The sequence below is a fragment of the Pontibacter sp. H249 genome (assembly GCF_037892465.1).
In the GTDB taxonomy this organism is placed as follows: Bacteria; Bacteroidota; Bacteroidia; order Cytophagales; family Hymenobacteraceae; genus Pontibacter.
In genome coordinates, this window is the sequence record NZ_JBBKTR010000021.1 from 38,357 (window position 1) to 56,511 (window position 18,155).

An 18,155-nucleotide genomic window follows, 5' to 3' on the forward strand; every position below is an offset into this window, starting at 1 on the left:
AAACTTAACTGCTTTTAAACATGAGAAAAAACATTCTATTACAACTCTCTGGTATCGCAGCCATCAGCCTCTCTCTTTTGGTTGGCTTTAAAGCACCTGAAACAGCACAGCAGCACAGAACTGAAAACTTAAATAACGTGCAAACCAACAGCCTGGAAGGCGCGTGGCGTTTAACCGGTGCCACAGACGGTACTACAACTATTAAAATTGTGCAGGATGGCTTCTTTACTGTAGCGGTTTATGATCAGGAGAACAAGAGGTTTATCGGCACCTACGGCGGCACTTATACTTTATCCAATAACCAGCTCACCCAAAAGTATGAGTTTAATACTTTTGATTCTACACAGGTAGGTAACGCTGCAACCGGAAAATTTACACTTAAAAACAATACATGGCAGATCTCTGGCCTGGGCAGAAAAAACAAAGCAAATGAAAGCTGGGAAAGGCTAAGCAAACAGAACACTGCTTCTCCCTTGGCAGGAACCTGGCGCATTACTGGCCGCGAACGTAACGGTGAAATGAGCACCATGCAACAGGGAGCTCGCAAAACATTGAAAGTACTCTCCGACACACGGTTTCAGTGGATTGCCTTTAACTCCGAAACAGGAGAATTTTTTGGAACAGGTGGCGGAACGTATACAGCCAAAGACGGAAAGTATACAGAGAGTATTGAGTTCTTCTCCCGCGACTCCAGCCGTGTGGGCATGCAGTTAAGCTTTAACTATGAGGTAAAAGATGGCAGATGGCACCACACCGGCCAAAGCAGCACCGGCAATAAAATAAACGAGATTTGGGAACGCATAACTGCCAACTAATCTGACTATAAAGTATAACTGCAACAGCTTGTTTATTTTTATCTGAATGCAGAACTTTATAATGCAACTCAATATTTTGGAGCTGCAAACTAGCAACATAGACCCTAGCCCATGGCCGAAACATTAGAGCAACTGGTAATCACGAAGGCCTCCGGCGAACAAGTACTATTCTCAGAAGGTAAATTGATGCTGTCGCTGCGCAAGGCAGGTGCAAGCGAAGAAGTAATACAAGAGGTGCTAAGGCAGTTAGAACCTATGCTTTTTAAAGGCATCTCTACCAAAAAAATATACAAGCAAGCCTTTGCCATACTTAAAAAACTATCTAAAACTACTGCAGCCAGGTACAGCCTGAAGCAGGGCATCATGCAATTAGGCCCCTCCGGTTTCCCATTCGAAAAGTTTGTAGCCGAGCTGCTGAAAGCGCAGGGTTTTATCACAGAGATCGGCGTTTTTGTAGATGGCAGGTGCGTACGGCATGAGATAGACGTGGTGGCAGCCAAAGATGGTAAGCGCATCATGATCGAATGCAAATACCACAACATGCACCACAATAAATCCGATGTTAAAATTCCAATGTACATCCACTCCAGGTTCCGGGATGTGGAAAAAGTATGGCCATCGGAAAACGAATATGAAATACGCTTTCACCAGGTATGGGTGGTAACCAACACACGCTTTACAGAAGATGCCTTAAAGTATGCTTCCTGCTCCGACATGAAACTGGTAGGCTGGGATTATCCTTACAAAGGCGGCATCAAAGATATGGTGGACTCTTTTGAGTTATACCCGGTCACGTGCCTGACAACGCTTACAAAACATGAGAAAAGGCAGCTGCTGGAAATGAAAATTGTGCTCTGCAAAGAGTTACTGCGTAACGAGGTGCTACTGCGGCAGGCTGGCGTGCGGGAAAACAGGATTAAGAGTGTGCTACACGAGGTTAGAAGTTTATGCGGCTGATATGGAAGGTAACAACAGCAACGTACTTCGCCTGCGAAGGCTTGGCATCGATACACACACAGAGCACATCATTTTTATGCGCTCCGACTCGTCAGTTTGTATTTCAGAAGGATTCACTGCTAACACCAGGGTGTATGTACACTATAGCACCAAAAGCATCATCGCAACGCTTAACGTCATTACCTCTGAATTGATAGAGGTTGGTGAGGCGGCCCTCTCCGAAGCTGCTTTCAGGAGCTTGAACGCGGCTGAAGGTGAGCTTATATCGGTAACACACATGCAGCCGATCATCTCCTTTAGCGATGTGCGGGCCAAGATGTTTGGAAAGAAATTTAATAACGAAGCCATACAGCGTGTGATATCTGATGTAAACCGAGGGCTTTACTCTAAATTAGAGATCGCAGCCTTTGTTACAGTTTGCTCCGGCGACAATCTGGCCCTGGACGAAGTAATTTACCTCACCAAAGCTATGATCAGTTCAGGTGCTACGTTGGATTGGGAGGTGCCATTGGTTATGGATAAACACTGTGTAGGCGGCTTGCCCGGCAACCGTACCACGCCCATTATTGTGCCCATCGTAGCTGCTGCCGGCCTCATTATTCCTAAAACCTCATCCAGGGCAATTACCTCGCCAGCTGGTACCGCAGACGTAATCGAAACCATGACGCCTGTAGACCTCACCCTGGAGCAGATAATGGATGTGGTGCGCAAAGAAGGTGGTTGTATGGCCTGGGGCGGGGCTGTAAAGCTGAGTCCGGTGGATGATGTGATTATATCCGTAGAAAAGGCCCTGGACATAGACAGCGCCGGGCAAATGATCGCCTCTGTACTATCTAAAAAAGCCGCAGCCGGATCAACGCACGTGGTCATCGACATACCGGTTGGCGCAACAGCCAAAGTACGATCCAAAGAAGAGGCTTTTCTACTGGAATATTACCTCAGGGCTGTAGGGCTTTCGATTGGAATGAGTGTTGAGGTGCTGATAACAGACGGCTCGCAGCCTGTTGGCCGGGGTATTGGCCCTGCGCTCGAAGCATTGGATGTGCTGGCCGTGCTTCGCAACGAGCCGGCAGCCCCTGCAGATCTTAAAGAACGGTCCGTGCAACTGGCAGGACTTATACTTGAAAGAGCCGGTGCCGCACCAAACGGCAAGGGTGCCGAGCGTGCGCTGAACATACTGGAAAGCGGACAGGCATTAACTAAATTTTATAGCATTTGTGAAGCACAGGGAGGCTTTAAAGAGCCTGCTCCTGCTCCTATTCAGCACGACATACTTGCCAGTACAAGCGGGATAGTACACTCGGTAGATAACCGGAAACTGGCGAAAATAGCTAAGCTGGCTGGGGCACCCAAATCACCGGGAGCCGGCGTGCTTTTTAAATCACCAATCGGCAAGTATGTTCAGAAGGGTGAGCCTCTTTTCACGATCTACACAGCATCGCAGGGCGAGCTAAGTTATGCCCTTACGTTTCTTCACAGTGCGCAACACCCTGTAGAACTTGTCGCAACATGAAAACCATAGTTTTTGGCCTGCCCGGGAATGAAGCTCTATCCCAATCGCTGGCTGCTATTCTTAAATCTGAAACAGGCGCGGTAACAGTAAGGTACTTTCCGGATGGAGAGAGTTATGTGCGTATACTTTCGGATGTACGGCAAAAGCAGGTTATACTTGTATGCACCCTACACCAACCGGATGCAAAGTTGTTGCCGCTATATTTCCTGGCAAGAACAGCTAGAGAATTGGGTGCAGCACACATCACGCTGGTTGCTCCCTACCTGGCTTACATGCGGCAGGATAAGCAGTTTAACGAAGGAGAGGCCGTAACAGCACGCTACTTTGCAGACCTGCTCTCTGGTTTAGTAGATAAGCTAATTACCATAGACCCACACCTGCACCGGTTCAGGCACATGCAGGAACTTTATACTATTCCGGCCATTGCCTTGCACGCAGCACCCCTACTTGCCAACTGGTTAAAAAAGCACGTGCCGCAGCCGTTGCTGATTGGTCCTGACGAAGAAAGCTTGCAATGGGTAAAAGAAGTGGCTACCCTGGCGGAGGCTCCTTACCTGGTGCTTACCAAAACAAGGTTAGGCGACCGAGAAGTACAGGTAACTCAACCGGAAATGGCAGCTTATCAAAAACATACACCTGTACTTGTTGATGATATCATATCTACAGCCAGAACCATGATTGAAACGGTGCAGCACCTGAAGCGGCTAACGCCACAGTCGCCTGTTTGTATAGGCGTGCATGCCGTTTTTGCAGCGGGAGCCCACGAGGAACTGCTACAGGCCGGAGCTGGAACCATTATTACCTGCAATACCATTGTGCATCTTTCCAACGGCATTACCACAGATAGGCTTCTGGCTGAGGCTATACTTTCGCAAGTATGAGTATTCAGGATTTTATACTTTGTTTATTTTTCTCTGCCTGCACCATATTCTCCATTCCCCTAAAAAAGGCATCCGGGTTAAAGGAGATACTATTAATGCCATGTTCAACCAAAAATGCTGCATATTTTGGATAGTCGCTGGGTGCCTGTCCGCAAAGGCCGGTTTTAGTGCCTGTGGCTTTTGCTTTTTCAAGCGTCATCACGATGAGTTGCTGTACGGCTGCATCAAACGGCGAGAAGATATCGCTCAGCAATCCGGAATCACGATCTGCACCTAAGGTAAGCTGCGTCAGGTCGTTGGAGCCGATAGAGAAGCCGTCGAAATGTTCTGCAAAGTCTTCTGCCAGTAAGGCATTGCTGGGTATCTCCACCATCACGTAAATTTCCAGCCCATTATCGCCGCGCTTTAGACCATAGTCTTCCATTAAACCAATTACTTTCTTGCCTTCGTCTACTGTTCTGCAGAAGGGTATCATCAGCTTCACGTTGGTAAGGCCCATTTCTTCCCGCACCTTTTTCATAGCACGGCACTCCAGTTCAAAGCCTTCCTGGTACAGCGGGTGGTAGTAACGTGATGCCCCTCTCAGGCCTATCATCGGGTTCGCTTCTTCGGGTTCAAATTTCCTGCCCCCAATCAGATTAGCGTACTCATTCGACTTGAAATCACTCATGCGAACGATCACATCCTTTGGGTAAAATGCGGCGGCAATAATGGCTGTAGCCTCGGCCAGCTTATCGACAAAGTAACCCTCTTTGTTCTGGTAATGGTGCGTAAGCTGTTCTATTTTTTCCCTTGCCTGCTCGTCCTCCACCTTATCAAAATGCTTTAGGGCCATGGGGTGTATCTGTATGGAGTTGTTGATGATGAACTCCATGCGCATCAATCCTACCCCATCGTTTGGTAGAAAAGAATATTTAAAAGCCTGCTCCGGATCGCCAAGTATAAGCATGGCTTTGGTTTGTGGTTTTTCGAGTTTGCTTAGGTCTGTTTTCTGCTCGTCCCATTGCAGCTTCCCTTCATACACGTAACCAGTTTCACCTCCGGCTGTTGATATGGTTACCTCCTGCCCGTCCTGTATGGTTTTGGTGGCATCGTTTGTACCCAGCACGGCCACGGCTCCCACCTCTCTGGCTACAATGGCTGCATGGCTGGTGCGGCCTCCCTGCTCAGTCACAATGGCTACTGCTTTTTTCAGAATTGGGTCCCAATCGGGATCTGTTTTACGGGTAACAAGTACCTCTCCTTCCTGTAGCTTATCAATCTCTTTGGGTGAGTGTAGGATACGCGCCACCCCGGACACAATACGGTTGCTGAGGCCAATGCCGGAGCTAAGTACTTTGCCTTCCTCTTTCAAAGTATACTCCGTGAAAAACGCTTGCTCTTTATGTTGGCTCTGCACCGTTTCCGGCCTTGCCTGCACAATAAACAATTCTTGTGTGAGGCCATCTTTTGCCCACTCAATATCCATGGGTTTATCATAGTGCTCTTCTATTCGTTTTCCCCATTTTGCCAGCTGCACTACCTCCTCATCCTGCAGTACAAACTGTTCCTGCATGTTTGGTGGTGTTTCTTGGTTGATAATGGCATCCGTTGGGCTTTGCAGCTCACCTTCCTTCTTATCGGCATACACCATTGTTTTAGCTTTGCTGCCGAGCTTGTGCGAAATGATGGGTTGCTTCGCCTTGTCGAGCATCGATTTAAAAACCACAAACTCATCGGTATTAACTGCGCCCTGCACAATGTTTTCGCCTAGCCCCCAGGACCCTGAAATCACTACCACATTCTCAAAACCTGTATCCGGGTCTAAAGTAAACATCACACCAGAGCAAGCTTTGTCAGATCGTACCATAGTTTGTACGCCCACAGAAAGCGCCACCTGCATGTGCTCAAAACCATTATCTACCCTATATTTAATAGCCCGATCTGTAAACAGGGAAGCGTAACTATGGTGGCATGCTTTGTACAGGTTGTTAAGGCCGCTTACATTCAGGTACGTCTCCAGCTGGCCGGCAAAACTGGCAGTGGGAAGGTCTTCGGCAGTGGCGCTACTCCTAACTGCCAGTGATATCTCCTTCCCATACTCTGCTTTCAGGTAATTGTAGCCTTCTCCTATTGCCTGCCTTACCTCATCCGGAAATTTAGAAGAAAGTATAAGCTCTCTTGCTTTGTTACCTACCTTGTTTAAGTTACTAAACTGCTCTTTATCTAACTCGTCTAAAATATCTGTTAGCTGCTGCATCAGGTTGTTCTGCTCCAGAAAGTACCAATAAGCCTCTGCTGTGGTGGCAAAACCATCCGGCACTTTTATTCCTTCCGGGTTTAGTTGGTTATACATTTCGCCCAGTGAGGCATTCTTGCCTCCTACCTGGTTCAGGTCTTGGTAACTAATGTCTTTAAAGAGCTTAATGTATGTTGCCATGACGGGAAATTAAAAGTAGAAGAAGAATTAAAAAGGCTATGGCACGGGTGAGGCTAAAGATGTGTAGAACGGGTACTCGATGTGGTTAAAGCAAAGCTTTTTCTGACTGTAAATGCTGTTAATGGCATTATACAATTTTAATAACGAGCATTACTAATACGGGTTACTGATATAGATTAGTAAAGCATGGTAATAACAGCTAACGTGCACTGCACTAAACTAAATCTTACTTACGAGATGTAAAGTATAAACCTCAGGTACTGTACTCCTGCTGCCGCTTGATCATATCTATCACTAACCCGGACCAGGTAAAACCTCTGCTCCGTGGCCTGAGCCGGTAGTCCCGAATCACGTCTTGGACCTATATAAGCTTGCCCAGATTTTCCTAAAAATCAGCTGTACCTTAACCATGAGAACTTGTCTTCGTTAGTCTAAAAATGAACTATGCATACCTTGTAATTGGCATCCTGCTTTTCTTACTTATAGTTGTAGACATTATTAAAACTACTTTTACTTCAAAAGGAGGAGGCCCTCTGACGACCTTACTCTCCCATAGTATCTGGAGGGTATTTTTTATACTTTCAGGTAAAAAGGGTACCTCTACCTTACTCTCTTATGCAGGTACAGCCATACTTATAGCAGTGCTTTTGTCTTGGGTGGCAGGCATGTGGGTTGGCCTGTTGCTCATGCTGCTGTCAGATCCGGGTTCTGTGGTGACTAGTACGACACGGGAAAGCACAGACTTTCTGGAGAAATTATACTATGCAGGCTTTACTTTATCTACACTTGGCGTCGGGGATTACAATGCATCCAACAATACCTGGCGTGTTGTTACGAGTGTGGCCGCATTCTCCGGACTTGCTTTTATTACGGCCTCTATTACTTATTTTGTGCCGGTACTACAGGCGGTGGGGCTGCAGAGTAAACTTAGCCTTTATATACACAGCATGGGCACCACTCCGCAAAAAATTTTAAAAAACGGCTGGAATGGCGAAGACTTATCTTGCTTTTCAGAGAATGTAGCGGATGTTTGCCAGATGCTGATGCAGCACATCATGCACCATCACTCCTATCCTGTTATACATTACTTTAACAACAATTTGCCTAAGCTGGCTATTTCACCGGCTATCGTATTGCTGGCAGAAGTATACCATCTGCTAAAGTATGCCATTCCTCCACAAAAAAGTATAGACAAGATTAAGATGACAATGCTTGAAACCACCATCGACTCTTATCTGGAAGTGATAAAAAGTGGTTTTCTGGATAGTAGCAATCCATCAACAACTGCTCCTATTCCCGACCTACAGCAACTCAGAACAGAAGGAATTCCGCTGCAAGATGAGGTGAGTTTTAAAAACGCATTACAGCAGGAAGTACATGAACGCAGAAAGCTCCTCACGCTCATGCTTGAAACCGATGGCTGGTCGTGGGAACAGGTTTACGGAAAAGTATAATCTATACTTTCAGATGCTCTAATTTGCCTTTAGCGTTCGCTTTCCGGATTTACGTACGGTTGGTGAAGAAACAAAGTATAGCACGAAACCTGAAAGTATGGTAAACAGGCCAAAAATAGAGAAGGCTTTCAGGAGTAAGTTACCAAAGTTATCTCTGCCCTGGTAGTCCATGGTATGCAACATCCAGAGGAAATCAAACACGCGCCATTGGTTATGGCGGATGGCCTGAAAAGTACCCAGCTCCGCAGAAACATATACTGTGCAGTTGTCGGGTTGGCTAAAAGTTATAGCCCATGCTGGCAGTGGTTTTTCACGGTATTCATGGTGCAATTCCACTTCAGTCAAGTATTCTACTTTAACTATTTTAATCGGGTCCTTTACCTGGCTTTTAGCAACTTCAACGGCTTGCTTTTCTGTAAGAGCTGGTATAAAACTACCGGTTTCGGCGTTTGCCAGTTGCACTTTTAAATTAGAAGTATGGCCGCCGCCATGCTCTCCTGCGCCATTTGCTGCATGTGCTGTTTCTGCAGTAAAATAACGCACCTGGTATGCCGGTGTGCGTATTATATCTATAAGTTGTATTGAGTGTACAGAGTCGACCTGCGCTTTGGCATTAAGCTGCTCCAGCACTACTTGTGGCGAAACCATGGGCATGGAAGCAGAAAAGTGTTTCTTCTCTTTGCGGAGATGATCCCCGTGTACATCGTCTATATCATTCCAGCTAAAGTACAGGCCGCCGATGGTCCAGAAAAGAAACTGAACGCCAAGTATGAGCCCCAGGTAGCGGTGCGATTTACGGATGTAGTAGTGTTTACTTTTTAGCTTCATAAAGCCAAGTTAAGTATAAAATCAAAACCCATTGATAATGATCTTAGCTATACTGCAACACCAGTTGGTAATACCGTTAGTTTAAAACTATGTGTAACGTAACTGCAAAAGTTGTATCTGCTTGTTCTGCTTCAACATTAACCGAAAGATGGTCATAAAATACAAACCGTTTCCCTACAACCGTAATGCCAGACTGGTTTAGTGGTTGGCTATAGATTGTGATATCTTTTTCATCTATAACATTCAGTTTAAGACCTTGGCTGTCGCTACTATATAAGTCTACTTTCTTTATCTCCAGGCTGCGGGTCTGGCTGCTTCCTTCAACCCTGAAGGTGGTATTAAATTGATTAAGTTCTATTGTTTTCATAATGATATTAATAAAGTTAAAGCTTCATGTAACATAGTACGTTTAAACACCTTAATTAAAATTATTATAAATAATAAAAATAAAGTCAAATTAAATTAACTGTCTTAGTTTAAAATAGTTTAATCATATAGTAAGCTTTGGCTTGCGCTGCTTCTGATGTAGCTATTTAAAGAGGATGCCTATGCTGAACAGGATCATTTCCTTTTCAATTCATAATAAGCTCATCGTCGGGCTTTTCGTGATAGGGCTAGTTATTATGGGCATTTACAACGTAATGCGGCTGCCCATCGATGCCGTTCCTGACATAACAGACAACCAGGTACAGGTAATCACGGTGGCCCCCTCCCTAGGTGCACCGGATATAGAGCGTCTCGTTACATTCCCAGTAGAGCAGGCCAACAGCAACATACCTGGCATAAAGGAGATCCGCAGCTTCTCCAGGTTTGGCCTTTCGCTGGTAACTATTGTTTTTGAGGACGGGGTAGATGTGTACTGGGCCCGGCAACAGGTGGCTGAACGGCTGCAAATCGTGCAACAACAGATACCCGAGGGCGTAGGAGTGCCTGAACTTGGGCCTGTAACTACCGGGCTGGGCGAAATTTACCAGTATGTGGTAAGGCCAAAAGACGGCTACGAGGATAAGTACAGCGCCATGGAGCTGCGTACCATCCAGGACTGGATCGTAAGGCGCCAGCTGCTGGGTGTACCCGGAGTGGCCGATGTGAGTAGTTTTGGCGGCTACCTGAAACAGTATGAAATAGCTATAAACCCTTCGCGGCTTAAATCCTACGGCCTTACCATAACAGATGTATTCACAGCGCTGGAAAACAATAATCAAAACACCGGCGGATCATACATCGATAAAGGCGATGTGGTACTTTTTATCCGGAGCGAGGGCCTGCTGGGCAGCATCAACGATATCCGGAACATAGCCATCCGGAATACGGAAAATGGTACGCCCCTTTACCTGCGCGATGTAGCAGAGACAAACTATGGCCATGCAACACGATTCGGCGCCATGACTTACAATGACCAGGGCGAGGTAGCAGGTGCCGTGGTGATGATGCTGAAAGGAGCCAACAGTAACGAAGTCATAAAGGACGTTAAGGCGCGCATTGCCCAGATACAGGAGTCGCTGCCGGAAGGTGTGATGATAGAGCCTTTCCTGGATCGCACCAAAATGGTGAACAACGCAATAAAGACTGTGCAGAAAAACCTGATGGAGGGCGCCCTGATCGTAGTGTTTGTACTGGTGCTGTTCCTGGGCAACCTCAGGGCGGGCTTTATTGTGGCATCTGTTATTCCGCTTTCCATGCTGTTTGCCTTTACCATGATGAACCTGTTTGGTGTTAGCGGTAACCTGATGAGCCTCGGTGCGCTGGATTTTGGTTTGATCGTAGACGGTGCCGTGATCATTGTGGAGGCGGTGCTTCATACTTTCCATTACAACAAACAATTTGCTGCCACCAACAGAATAGACCAGGCACAAATGGATGATACGGTAAAACAGTCGGCAAGCCGTATGATGAACAGCGCCATCTTCGGACAGATCATCATCCTGATCGTGTACCTCCCCATACTTACCCTGCAGGGCATAGAAGGCAAAATGTTCAGGCCAATGGCGCAGACTGTTTCTTTTGCACTGATCGGTGCGGCTATACTTTCGCTTACCTATGTACCAATGATGAGTGCGCTGTTCCTGAGCAAGAAGATAAGCCACAAACCTACTATATCTGACCGGATGATGGCAAGACTGGAAAACTTTTATCAGAAGCATCTGCAGCGCGTGCTGGAGTTTCCGAAAACTGTGATTACAGCAGCCGTTCTGCTCTTTGCCAGCGCCATGCTGGTGCTGTTATCGCTTGGCGGGGAATTTATCCCTGCCCTGGAAGAAGGTGATTTTGCCGTAGACACCCGCGTGCTGACGGGCAGCAACCTGAACACAACCATCAGAGCCACACAACAGGCCTCTGGTATATTGTTGGAACGCTTTCCGGAAGTAGAAAAAATAGTGACAAAGATCGGCTCCGGGGAGATACCCACTGACCCTATGCCCATAGAAGCCAGCGACATGATGGTGATCCTGAAACCGAAGGCAGAATGGACCTCAGCTACTACTTTTAACGAACTGGCAGAGAAAATGGGGGATGCCCTGCAGGACGTACCCGGAATAACAGCCGGCTTCCAGTACCCGGTACAGATGCGCTTTAACGAACTCATGACTGGTGCGCGGCAGGATGTGGTGTGTAAAATATTCGGGGAAGACCTGGATACTTTGGCTTATTACGCACAGCGGCTCGGCGCACTGGCACACAGCGTGGATGGTGCCGCAGATTTGTATGTTGAAACAGTTACCGGCATGCCGCAGATCGTGATAAAGTATAACCATGCAGCCATAGCCCGCCACGGAACAAATATCGCCGATATTAACCGGACCGTTAACGCTGCTTTTGCAGGTGTAGCCAGTGGTCTGGTATTTGAAGGCGAACGACGCTTTGAACTGGTGGTACGCATGCAGGGTGAACTACGACAGAACCTGACCGATGTGCAGGCACTACAGGTGCCCACTCCTGCCGGGCAGGTGCCGTTATACTTGCTGGCAGATGTACAGCTGCAGGAAGGGCCATACCAGATACAGCGCGAGGATGCCAAACGGCGCATTGTGGTAGGCTTTAACGTGCGCGGCCGGGATGTGCAAAGCATTGTGGGGGAGCTACAGCAGAAAGTACAGCAGCAATTAACCTTGCCTCCCGGTTATTACATTGTGTATGGCGGCGCCTTCCAAAACCTGGAGGCTGCACGCAGGCAGCTGACTGTAGCAGTACCTGTTTCGCTGACACTTATTTTCCTGCTGTTATACTTCGCCTTTCACTCGGTGCGGTATGGCTTGCTGATTTATTCGGCCATACCATTATCAGCCATTGGGGGTATTTATGCGCTTTGGCTGCGAGGTATGCCTTTTAGTATATCAGCAGGTGTGGGCTTTATAGCTTTGTTTGGCGTTGCTGTGCTAAACGGCATTGTAATGATCGCGGAATTTAACCGCCTGCGGCTTGCCGGAGGAATGACGATAAAAGAAATTGTACTGCAAGGTACAAAAACCAGGTTACGCCCGGTGCTGATGACGGCAAGCGTAGCAAGTATGGGATTTCTGCCGATGGCTTTAAGTATGGGCGCCGGTGCCGAAGTGCAGCGTCCGTTGGCCACGGTGGTAATTGGCGGTTTGATCGTAGCCACGCTGCTTACGCTGTTTGTACTTCCGTCGCTTTACATACTATTTGAGAGAGGAGCCCATCACAAAAGTAGCCCCGGCGTACTATCAGCCGGTACAGTTGCAGTTCTGTTGCTCTGTTTGCTACTGCCATTGCACACATCCGCACAGCAGACAAATAAACCACTACCTATAACACTAGAGTCTGCAATTCTAAAGGCACAGAAACAAAACATCGAACTCCGGAACGAGCAGTTACAAACTGATGGATTGCAAAAGCTGCGCGGCACTGTACTGGATTTACCGCAAACCTCTGTTGCACTTGAATATGGCCAGATTAACAGTGCCTATAAAGACACGCGCCTGAATGTTTCACAAAGTGTAAAGTTCCCGACGGTATACATGAGGCAGATGAGCCTGCTAAATAATGAATGGCAGCAAGGTATACTTCGAACTGAGCTAGTAGCGTATGAACTGCGATGGCAGGTAACACAAGTATACTTTGAGCTACTGTATGCAAAGGAGAAACAAAAGCTGTTGTTCCGCACTGATAGCCTGTTTGCTGCATTTCAGCGCAACGCTGAACTCCGCTTCGCAAAAGGGGCTAGTAACATACTCGAAAAAAGCACCGCCCAGACACAACGCGGACAGGTAAGCCTTCACTTAAGGCAAAATCAGCAACTGATGGCAGAACTGCAACAACAGTTTAATATACTGCTTAACACTGATACACTATATTTCCCGGAAGCGCGTCCGCTAAAGATGGAGTCGCCGCTGAGAACAGATACTGCAGCACCGGAAACACATCCTTATCTCAAAATGCTACAGCAACAGCAGAAGGTAAACCAAGCCAGAACCAGCAAAGAAAAGGCCCTGCTCCTTCCCGACCTGATGATTGGCTATAACAACCAGAGTTTAAAAGGGGTGCAGAACATTGATGGCGTTGAGCGCAATTATACTACAGCTGACCGGTTTTCTTCTTTAGAACTGGGAGTAGGACTGCCCCTGTTTTTTGGAGCGCAACGGTCGCGGGTGCAGGCTGCCAGAATACAGGAACAAATGGCGCAGAACAGCTACAGGGCGGGGCGGTTGATGCTTACAACGGAGCTGCGCAGGGTGCTGCAACAGCACCAGCTGGCAATGGAGAACATTGCCTACTTTGAAAGTTCTGCGCTGCCAAACGCTGAGGTCATCATCAGGACAGCTAACGAACAGTTCAGAGAGGGAGACATAAATTACCTGGAGTGGGTGATGCTAATGAACCAGGCTATCATACTGCAAACTGATTATCTTGATGCTGTCAAAAATTACAACCAAACAGTTATACAGATACGCGCCTTAACCGGAAACAGGTAAGTTATGAAACGATTCTTCGTTATACTTCTAACAGCCACAGCCTCATTCCTGGCCAGTTGCGGTTCCGAAAAACCCGCAGAGGCTATAACAAAACAAAGTGCCTCAGAAAACAACCTGGTAGTGCTTACACCGGCGCAGATGAAGAATGCGGGGATAATGGTTGGTAAATCAGAACGTAAACCTATCGCTGACCTAGTGCAGGTAAATGGCATGATGGAGGCACCTCCCCAAAACCTTATCTCAGTGAGCGTGCCGCTCGGGGGGTACCTTAAAAAAACAGGCTTACTACCCGGCATGCACCTTAAAAAGGGCCAGTTTATGGCAGAACTTGAAGACCAGGGCTACATACAGCTTCAGCAGGATTACCTTACCGCCAAAGCACGGCTTTCTTACCTGGAGCAGGAATATAACCGCCAGCGCGACCTGAACCAGAGTAAGGCAACAAGTGATAAAGTATACCAGCAAACCCTGGCCGACTATCAAATTCAGCAAGTGCAGTTAAAGGCGCTGGCCGAAAGGTTACGCATGCTGGGTGTAAATCCTGGCAGCTTGACAGGTAAAACCCTAACACGCACCCTTCGCCTCTACTCTCCTATAGATGGGTATGTAACAAAGGTAAATGTAAACGTAGGAAAGTATGTAGTGCCTACCGATGTACTGTTTGAACTGGTAGATCCCAGCGACCTGCACCTGATGCTCACAGTTTTCGAAAAGGACCTTGATAAACTGGAAGTCGGCCAAAAGATAGTGGCGTACCGGGCAAGCCAACCTGAGAAAAAATATTCAGGCGAGATCATCTACATTGGCAAAGATGTAACCCGGGACAGGGCCGTAGAAGTACACTGTCACCTTCACACAAATGACAAATTGCTGGTGCCCGGCATGTTTATGAATGCAGAGATCGAGGTGCAAAGCCAGGATGCTTATACCTTACCAAACGATGCCATCGTGCGATACGGCAGTAAACAATATGTGTTTGTTGTACGGGACAGCAGCATTTTTGAGATGGTGGAAGCACAAACAGCAGGCTCTGAACAAGGCTACACGGCACTAATACCCGGATCCTCACTAAAGCCTGAAAGCCAGACATACGTTTTAAAAGGAGCTTATACTTTGTTAATGAAACTGAAGAATAAGGAAGAGGAAGAGTAAGTTGGTACCGACACAGAGTAGTCGTAACCGCATTTGCTCCCAAAGTTGTTTACCTGGAAGGTATGGTAAAGTTCAGGTCTGTACTGATAATAAATGCCTTCAGGCCGTCGCTTCGCCAGTAATTACCTGCCCGTAGTTCTATGCCCTTTAGCTGCGTAACCTTCTTTGAAAAAGGCAGTCCGAATCTGGTGATGCCCTGCAAAGGTGAATACCGGACCCCTAATCCCAGTTTATGGCTATTGATGCCGGCCAGGTCGTAATCTGAAGTATAGTAAGTGTCGGTGGAGCTGTGCTCTTTGTAGGGGGCAAAATATTCTGCCGCTGCCTGGGTGTGGTACCGATAGAACGGGTAAAACGAAAAGAATGGTCCGATCTTAACAGGAGTTTCCAGCTCCAGTGTATTAGCTGTCATTCCCCAGCTGTCAGTATAGAAACGGTAAAAGAAGCGCATTGTCAGGTAATCAGACGTATAGTAATTTAACCTAAGGCCAATGGGGTACTTCAAACGTGTGTCGGGCAGGCGCTCTATATCTGGTAGTTCCCGGTCTTTAAAGTATACCCTGTGAAAAGGTGTAGAGAGTAGCCCCGTCTGAAAAACAATATCAGTAGAAAGCGAAGCCTGCATCCTGCGGTTTATCACCTGTGAAAGTGTAGCAGACAGGCTATAGGATTGACGCCGCTTTGTGCTGAGCAACTCTCCATTGCCCCGTAGCTCCTCAGGGTAAATCAAGGACCAGGAATCAAAAAAAGCAAGTGCCCCCAAACTCAGTTCCCGGTTACCGTCAGAAGAGCTTTGTGCCCAGTTAGCTCCAACAGACACAGACTGGTAGTCATACTCTGTAGAACCGCCAACAGTGATCGCCTTGATTATTCTGCGGGCGTTGTTGCGCCGGCTCAGGCTCACGTTTAAATGGGTGCGTGTATCCGACTTAGAGGCAGAGGAGACATTATAATCAATTTTATCAGTTGAGGCAGAGGAATAAAAGTCCATACCAAAATTCACGTTCAGATTCGTTACCGTATCCAGCGGCACGTTTACAATGATGGTGGGCGTTACATCTGTTAGCTGCTCTGTACCCACGCCACCAGTTACCGGCGAATGGTCACCATCCTGGCTGTAGTAACTGCCCAGGATATTCACTTCAGCCGGAGAAAGCTCCCTTGCCCGGCGAGTCTTTGTGGCTGTTTTTGTTGTCTGGCCCATGGCAGTAGTAGCCACTGCGCAGGCCACTAGCATACCGATATACTTTAATTGCATCCGCATCCTCCTCCCATTTTACCGCCTGTAGCACCAGCTGCCCCTTCGCGGTACGATTCAAAGTTCATTTCAAAGCTCTGCACCTTGCGGGCACTCAGCTGCATTTCCTCCTCATTTAAATAGGATTTCTGGAAAGGCCTTACAGCCTCACAACTACTGAGTAATACTGATGCCGTGATACTTACAACAGCCAGCAGGATTTTTAATTGCGACTTCATAGTTTGTGCAGCTTATTACTTTGGTAAGGAATATACTTAATTCGTCATGTTGGCCGATGCCTGCCTGTTCTGGTAAAAATGCAGGTGCAGGTTACCGGACGTCAGCATTTCGTCTTTAACCGTTATCATCAGGCACTCCACCCCTTTCAATTGATTTACCAGATCCAATCCCTCCTCGGGGCCCAGCACAAACACAGCGGTAGCCAGTGCATCTGCCAGTTCTGCATCCGGGCAAATGATGGTTACGCTTTTTAAGCCGGACGCCGGATATCCTGTTCTTGGATCTATGATATGGGCATAGCGCTTGCCATTTATTTCAGCGTACTTTTCATAGTCGCCGGAGGTGACTACGGATGTTTCGTTGGCCGTAAGCCAGGAAAACACTTTGTCTTGCTCGGCGGGGTCAGCAATACCTACAAACCAGGGTTGCCCGTCAGGTTGGTTTCCCCAGGTGATCATATCGCCGGCGGCATTTACCACACCTGCCTTTACACCCTTTTTACGCATCACATCCCGCGCTTTGTTGGCAGCATAACCTTTCCCGATAGCCCCAAAACCGATCTTCATTTCCGGATCTTTTAAAAATATGCTTCGGTTCCTAGGGTCAAGTACAATGTTTTCAAATCCTATATGCGCAATAGAAGCGGCTACCTGTTCAGGAGAGGGCATCTGTTTCATGCTGCCATCAAACTTCCAGATTTTATAGGCCGCTGCAAACGAAATATCAAAGGCGCCACCTGTTAGTTTAGAGATTTTTATACTTCGGTAGATCAGATCATATAGCTCCTGGTCAACCTGCACAGGCATTGAGCCAGCTGCCCGGTTAATGGCACTTGTCTGACTCGTGGGCTGCCATTCTGAAATTAGTGCCTCTATGCGCTTTATCTCTTCCACTCCGGCATCTATCGCATTAGTGGCCTGTTGTTCGTTATCTGAAACAGCCACAAGCTCAAAGCGGGTCCCCATCAACAGCAGCACTTTTTTATGGGCTTTGGCTGCTGGTGTATCCTGTGCCAGCACCGCTACCTGCATCAGCAGCAATGCTATTAAAGGCAGTAGGCGAAAATTAGAAAGCATAACTACCTTACTTATGTAACAGCTCATCAAGATGCTTCACGTAAGCCTCCGGGCCGCCAGCCTTGTACCTGGTTTTACCGATCACGCTACCGTCCTCGTTTATCAAAACTACCAGCGGAAATTCCCCTTCTTTATTGTAAACCCCGGCCAGTTGTTCGTTGTGCTTCGTCTGCGCTGCCGGAAGCTGGTTTTTCTTAAACCTTGGGAAATCCAGCTCCAGCAGCACCAGGTTGTCTTTTGCATAATAGGCAAAGGCTTCTGTGCTCCAGACCTCTCTGCTGAGTAAAATGCAGGGCTTACACCAATCAGACCCGGAAAACACCATCAAAATGGGCTTATGTTCAGCTTTTGCCTGTTTCAAAGCTGCATCGTAGCTATGCAGCCAACTGTTATGTGTATCTGGGTTTTGTGCTTGCGCTGTAATAATTATGCCAGTAAAGCAAACAAAAAATAGCAGGAGGTAATTAATGCTTTTGGGATACATAGGAACAAACTTGAAAGTGTATACTGGCATCTATTATAATACACGAATCATGAGCGGAAAATTCATGTATTGAGATTAAATTTCTAGTAAGTCTGTTTCCTATAATTTAATTAAAGCAGGTTATACTTTTAGAAATATAACGCAATCAGACACCAAAAAATTGCA

At 47.2% G+C, this 18,155-nt stretch carries 14 protein-coding genes; 7 read left to right on the plus strand and 7 right to left on the minus strand.

The window, feature by feature from the left end; translation table 11 throughout:
- Positions 1-20 precede the first annotated feature (20 nt).
- From WG943_RS19615 to WG943_RS19630, 4 genes are all read left to right on the plus strand, one after another.
- The gene (locus tag WG943_RS19615) at positions 21-815 is read left to right on the plus strand and encodes a membrane or secreted protein (RefSeq protein ID WP_340411583.1); all 795 of its coding nucleotides are present in this window, start codon (positions 21-23) and stop codon (positions 813-815) included.
- A 111-nt stretch (positions 816-926) separates the two neighbouring features.
- Positions 927-1,772 (plus strand): restriction endonuclease, encoded by an 846-nt coding sequence (locus WG943_RS19620; RefSeq protein WP_340411584.1) that lies wholly within the window; start codon positions 927-929, stop codon positions 1,770-1,772.
- Position 1,773: 1 nt separating this feature from the next.
- The gene (locus WG943_RS19625; protein ID WP_340411585.1) at positions 1,774-3,285 is read left to right on the plus strand and encodes a thymidine phosphorylase family protein; all 1,512 of its coding nucleotides are present in this window, start codon (positions 1,774-1,776) and stop codon (positions 3,283-3,285) included.
- Positions 3,282-4,166 (plus strand): ribose-phosphate pyrophosphokinase, encoded by an 885-nt coding sequence (locus WG943_RS19630; RefSeq protein ID WP_340411587.1) that lies wholly within the window; start codon positions 3,282-3,284, stop codon positions 4,164-4,166. Before WG943_RS19625 ends, WG943_RS19630 begins: the two co-directional genes overlap by 4 nt.
- Positions 4,167-4,170: 4 nt before the next feature.
- Here WG943_RS19630 and ppsA read toward each other — a convergent pair whose 3' ends face one another.
- On the minus strand, positions 4,171-6,585 hold the full coding sequence (gene ppsA, locus WG943_RS19635; RefSeq protein WP_340411588.1) for a phosphoenolpyruvate synthase: 2,415 nt from the start codon (positions 6,583-6,585) through the stop codon (positions 4,171-4,173).
- A gap of 437 nt (positions 6,586-7,022) precedes the next feature.
- Here ppsA and WG943_RS19640 point away from each other — a divergent pair, with 437 nt between their 5' ends.
- Positions 7,023-8,039: a potassium channel family protein gene (locus WG943_RS19640; protein ID WP_340411590.1), complete on the plus strand. Its 1,017-nt coding sequence runs from the start codon at positions 7,023-7,025 to the stop codon at positions 8,037-8,039.
- Between the two features lie 18 nt (positions 8,040-8,057).
- Here the strand turns inward: WG943_RS19640 and WG943_RS19645 are convergent, their stop codons facing one another.
- Complete coding sequence (locus tag WG943_RS19645) at positions 8,058-8,867, minus strand: PepSY domain-containing protein (RefSeq protein WP_340411592.1); 810 nt, start codon at positions 8,865-8,867, stop codon at positions 8,058-8,060.
- Between the two features lie 76 nt (positions 8,868-8,943).
- Positions 8,944-9,234, minus strand: coding sequence for a hypothetical protein (locus tag WG943_RS19650; RefSeq protein WP_340411594.1), 291 nt, complete (start codon positions 9,232-9,234; stop codon positions 8,944-8,946).
- 181 nt (positions 9,235-9,415) lie between these two features.
- Here WG943_RS19650 and WG943_RS19655 point away from each other — a divergent pair, with 181 nt between their 5' ends.
- Both WG943_RS19655 and WG943_RS19660 read left to right on the plus strand, forming a co-directional pair.
- A complete protein-coding gene (locus WG943_RS19655) occupies positions 9,416-13,801 on the plus strand; it encodes a CusA/CzcA family heavy metal efflux RND transporter (protein WP_340411595.1) in 4,386 nt (1,461 codons plus the stop codon).
- A gap of 3 nt (positions 13,802-13,804) precedes the next feature.
- Positions 13,805-14,953 (plus strand): efflux RND transporter periplasmic adaptor subunit, encoded by a 1,149-nt coding sequence (locus tag WG943_RS19660; RefSeq protein ID WP_340411596.1) that lies wholly within the window; start codon positions 13,805-13,807, stop codon positions 14,951-14,953.
- Between the two features lie 49 nt (positions 14,954-15,002).
- On the opposite strand, the gene WG943_RS19665 is transcribed toward WG943_RS19660, so the two are convergent.
- From WG943_RS19665 to WG943_RS19680, 4 genes are read right to left on the minus strand one after another with little or no spacing between them, the layout of a single operon-like run.
- A complete protein-coding gene (locus WG943_RS19665) occupies positions 15,003-16,217 on the minus strand; it encodes a DUF3570 domain-containing protein (protein ID WP_340411597.1) in 1,215 nt (404 codons plus the stop codon).
- Positions 16,202-16,429 (minus strand): DUF4266 domain-containing protein, encoded by a 228-nt coding sequence (locus tag WG943_RS19670; protein ID WP_340411598.1) that lies wholly within the window; start codon positions 16,427-16,429, stop codon positions 16,202-16,204. The genes WG943_RS19665 and WG943_RS19670 overlap by 16 nt, the downstream gene beginning before the upstream one ends.
- A 36-nt stretch (positions 16,430-16,465) precedes the next feature.
- On the minus strand, positions 16,466-17,506 hold the full coding sequence (locus WG943_RS19675) for an FAD:protein FMN transferase (RefSeq protein WP_340411599.1): 1,041 nt from the start codon (positions 17,504-17,506) through the stop codon (positions 16,466-16,468).
- A gap of 7 nt (positions 17,507-17,513) precedes the next feature.
- A complete protein-coding gene (locus tag WG943_RS19680; RefSeq protein ID WP_445323656.1) occupies positions 17,514-17,975 on the minus strand; it encodes a thioredoxin family protein in 462 nt (153 codons plus the stop codon).
- Positions 17,976-18,155: the final 180 nt, after the last annotated feature.

What these genes read in the sequence shown, in the direction of transcription:
- WG943_RS19615 (WP_340411583.1), top strand. Translation starts at nt 21, where the DNA reads ATGAGAAAAAACATTCTATTACAACTCTCTGGTATCGCAGCCATCAGC.
- WG943_RS19620 (WP_340411584.1), top strand. Translation starts at nt 927, where the DNA reads ATGGCCGAAACATTAGAGCAACTGGTAATCACGAAGGCCTCCGGCGAA.
- WG943_RS19625 (WP_340411585.1), top strand. Translation starts at nt 1,774, where the DNA reads ATGGAAGGTAACAACAGCAACGTACTTCGCCTGCGAAGGCTTGGCATC.
- WG943_RS19630 (WP_340411587.1), top strand. Translation starts at nt 3,282, where the DNA reads ATGAAAACCATAGTTTTTGGCCTGCCCGGGAATGAAGCTCTATCCCAA.
- ppsA (WP_340411588.1), bottom strand. Translation starts at nt 6,585, where the DNA reads ATGGCAACATACATTAAGCTCTTTAAAGACATTAGTTACCAAGACCTG.
- WG943_RS19640 (WP_340411590.1), top strand. Translation starts at nt 7,023, where the DNA reads ATGAACTATGCATACCTTGTAATTGGCATCCTGCTTTTCTTACTTATA.
- WG943_RS19645 (WP_340411592.1), bottom strand. Translation starts at nt 8,867, where the DNA reads ATGAAGCTAAAAAGTAAACACTACTACATCCGTAAATCGCACCGCTAC.
- WG943_RS19650 (WP_340411594.1), bottom strand. Translation starts at nt 9,234, where the DNA reads ATGAAAACAATAGAACTTAATCAATTTAATACCACCTTCAGGGTTGAA.
- WG943_RS19655 (WP_340411595.1), top strand. Translation starts at nt 9,416, where the DNA reads ATGCTGAACAGGATCATTTCCTTTTCAATTCATAATAAGCTCATCGTC.
- WG943_RS19660 (WP_340411596.1), top strand. Translation starts at nt 13,805, where the DNA reads ATGAAACGATTCTTCGTTATACTTCTAACAGCCACAGCCTCATTCCTG.
- WG943_RS19665 (WP_340411597.1), bottom strand. Translation starts at nt 16,217, where the DNA reads ATGCGGATGCAATTAAAGTATATCGGTATGCTAGTGGCCTGCGCAGTG.
- WG943_RS19670 (WP_340411598.1), bottom strand. Translation starts at nt 16,429, where the DNA reads ATGAAGTCGCAATTAAAAATCCTGCTGGCTGTTGTAAGTATCACGGCA.
- WG943_RS19675 (WP_340411599.1), bottom strand. Translation starts at nt 17,506, where the DNA reads ATGCTTTCTAATTTTCGCCTACTGCCTTTAATAGCATTGCTGCTGATG.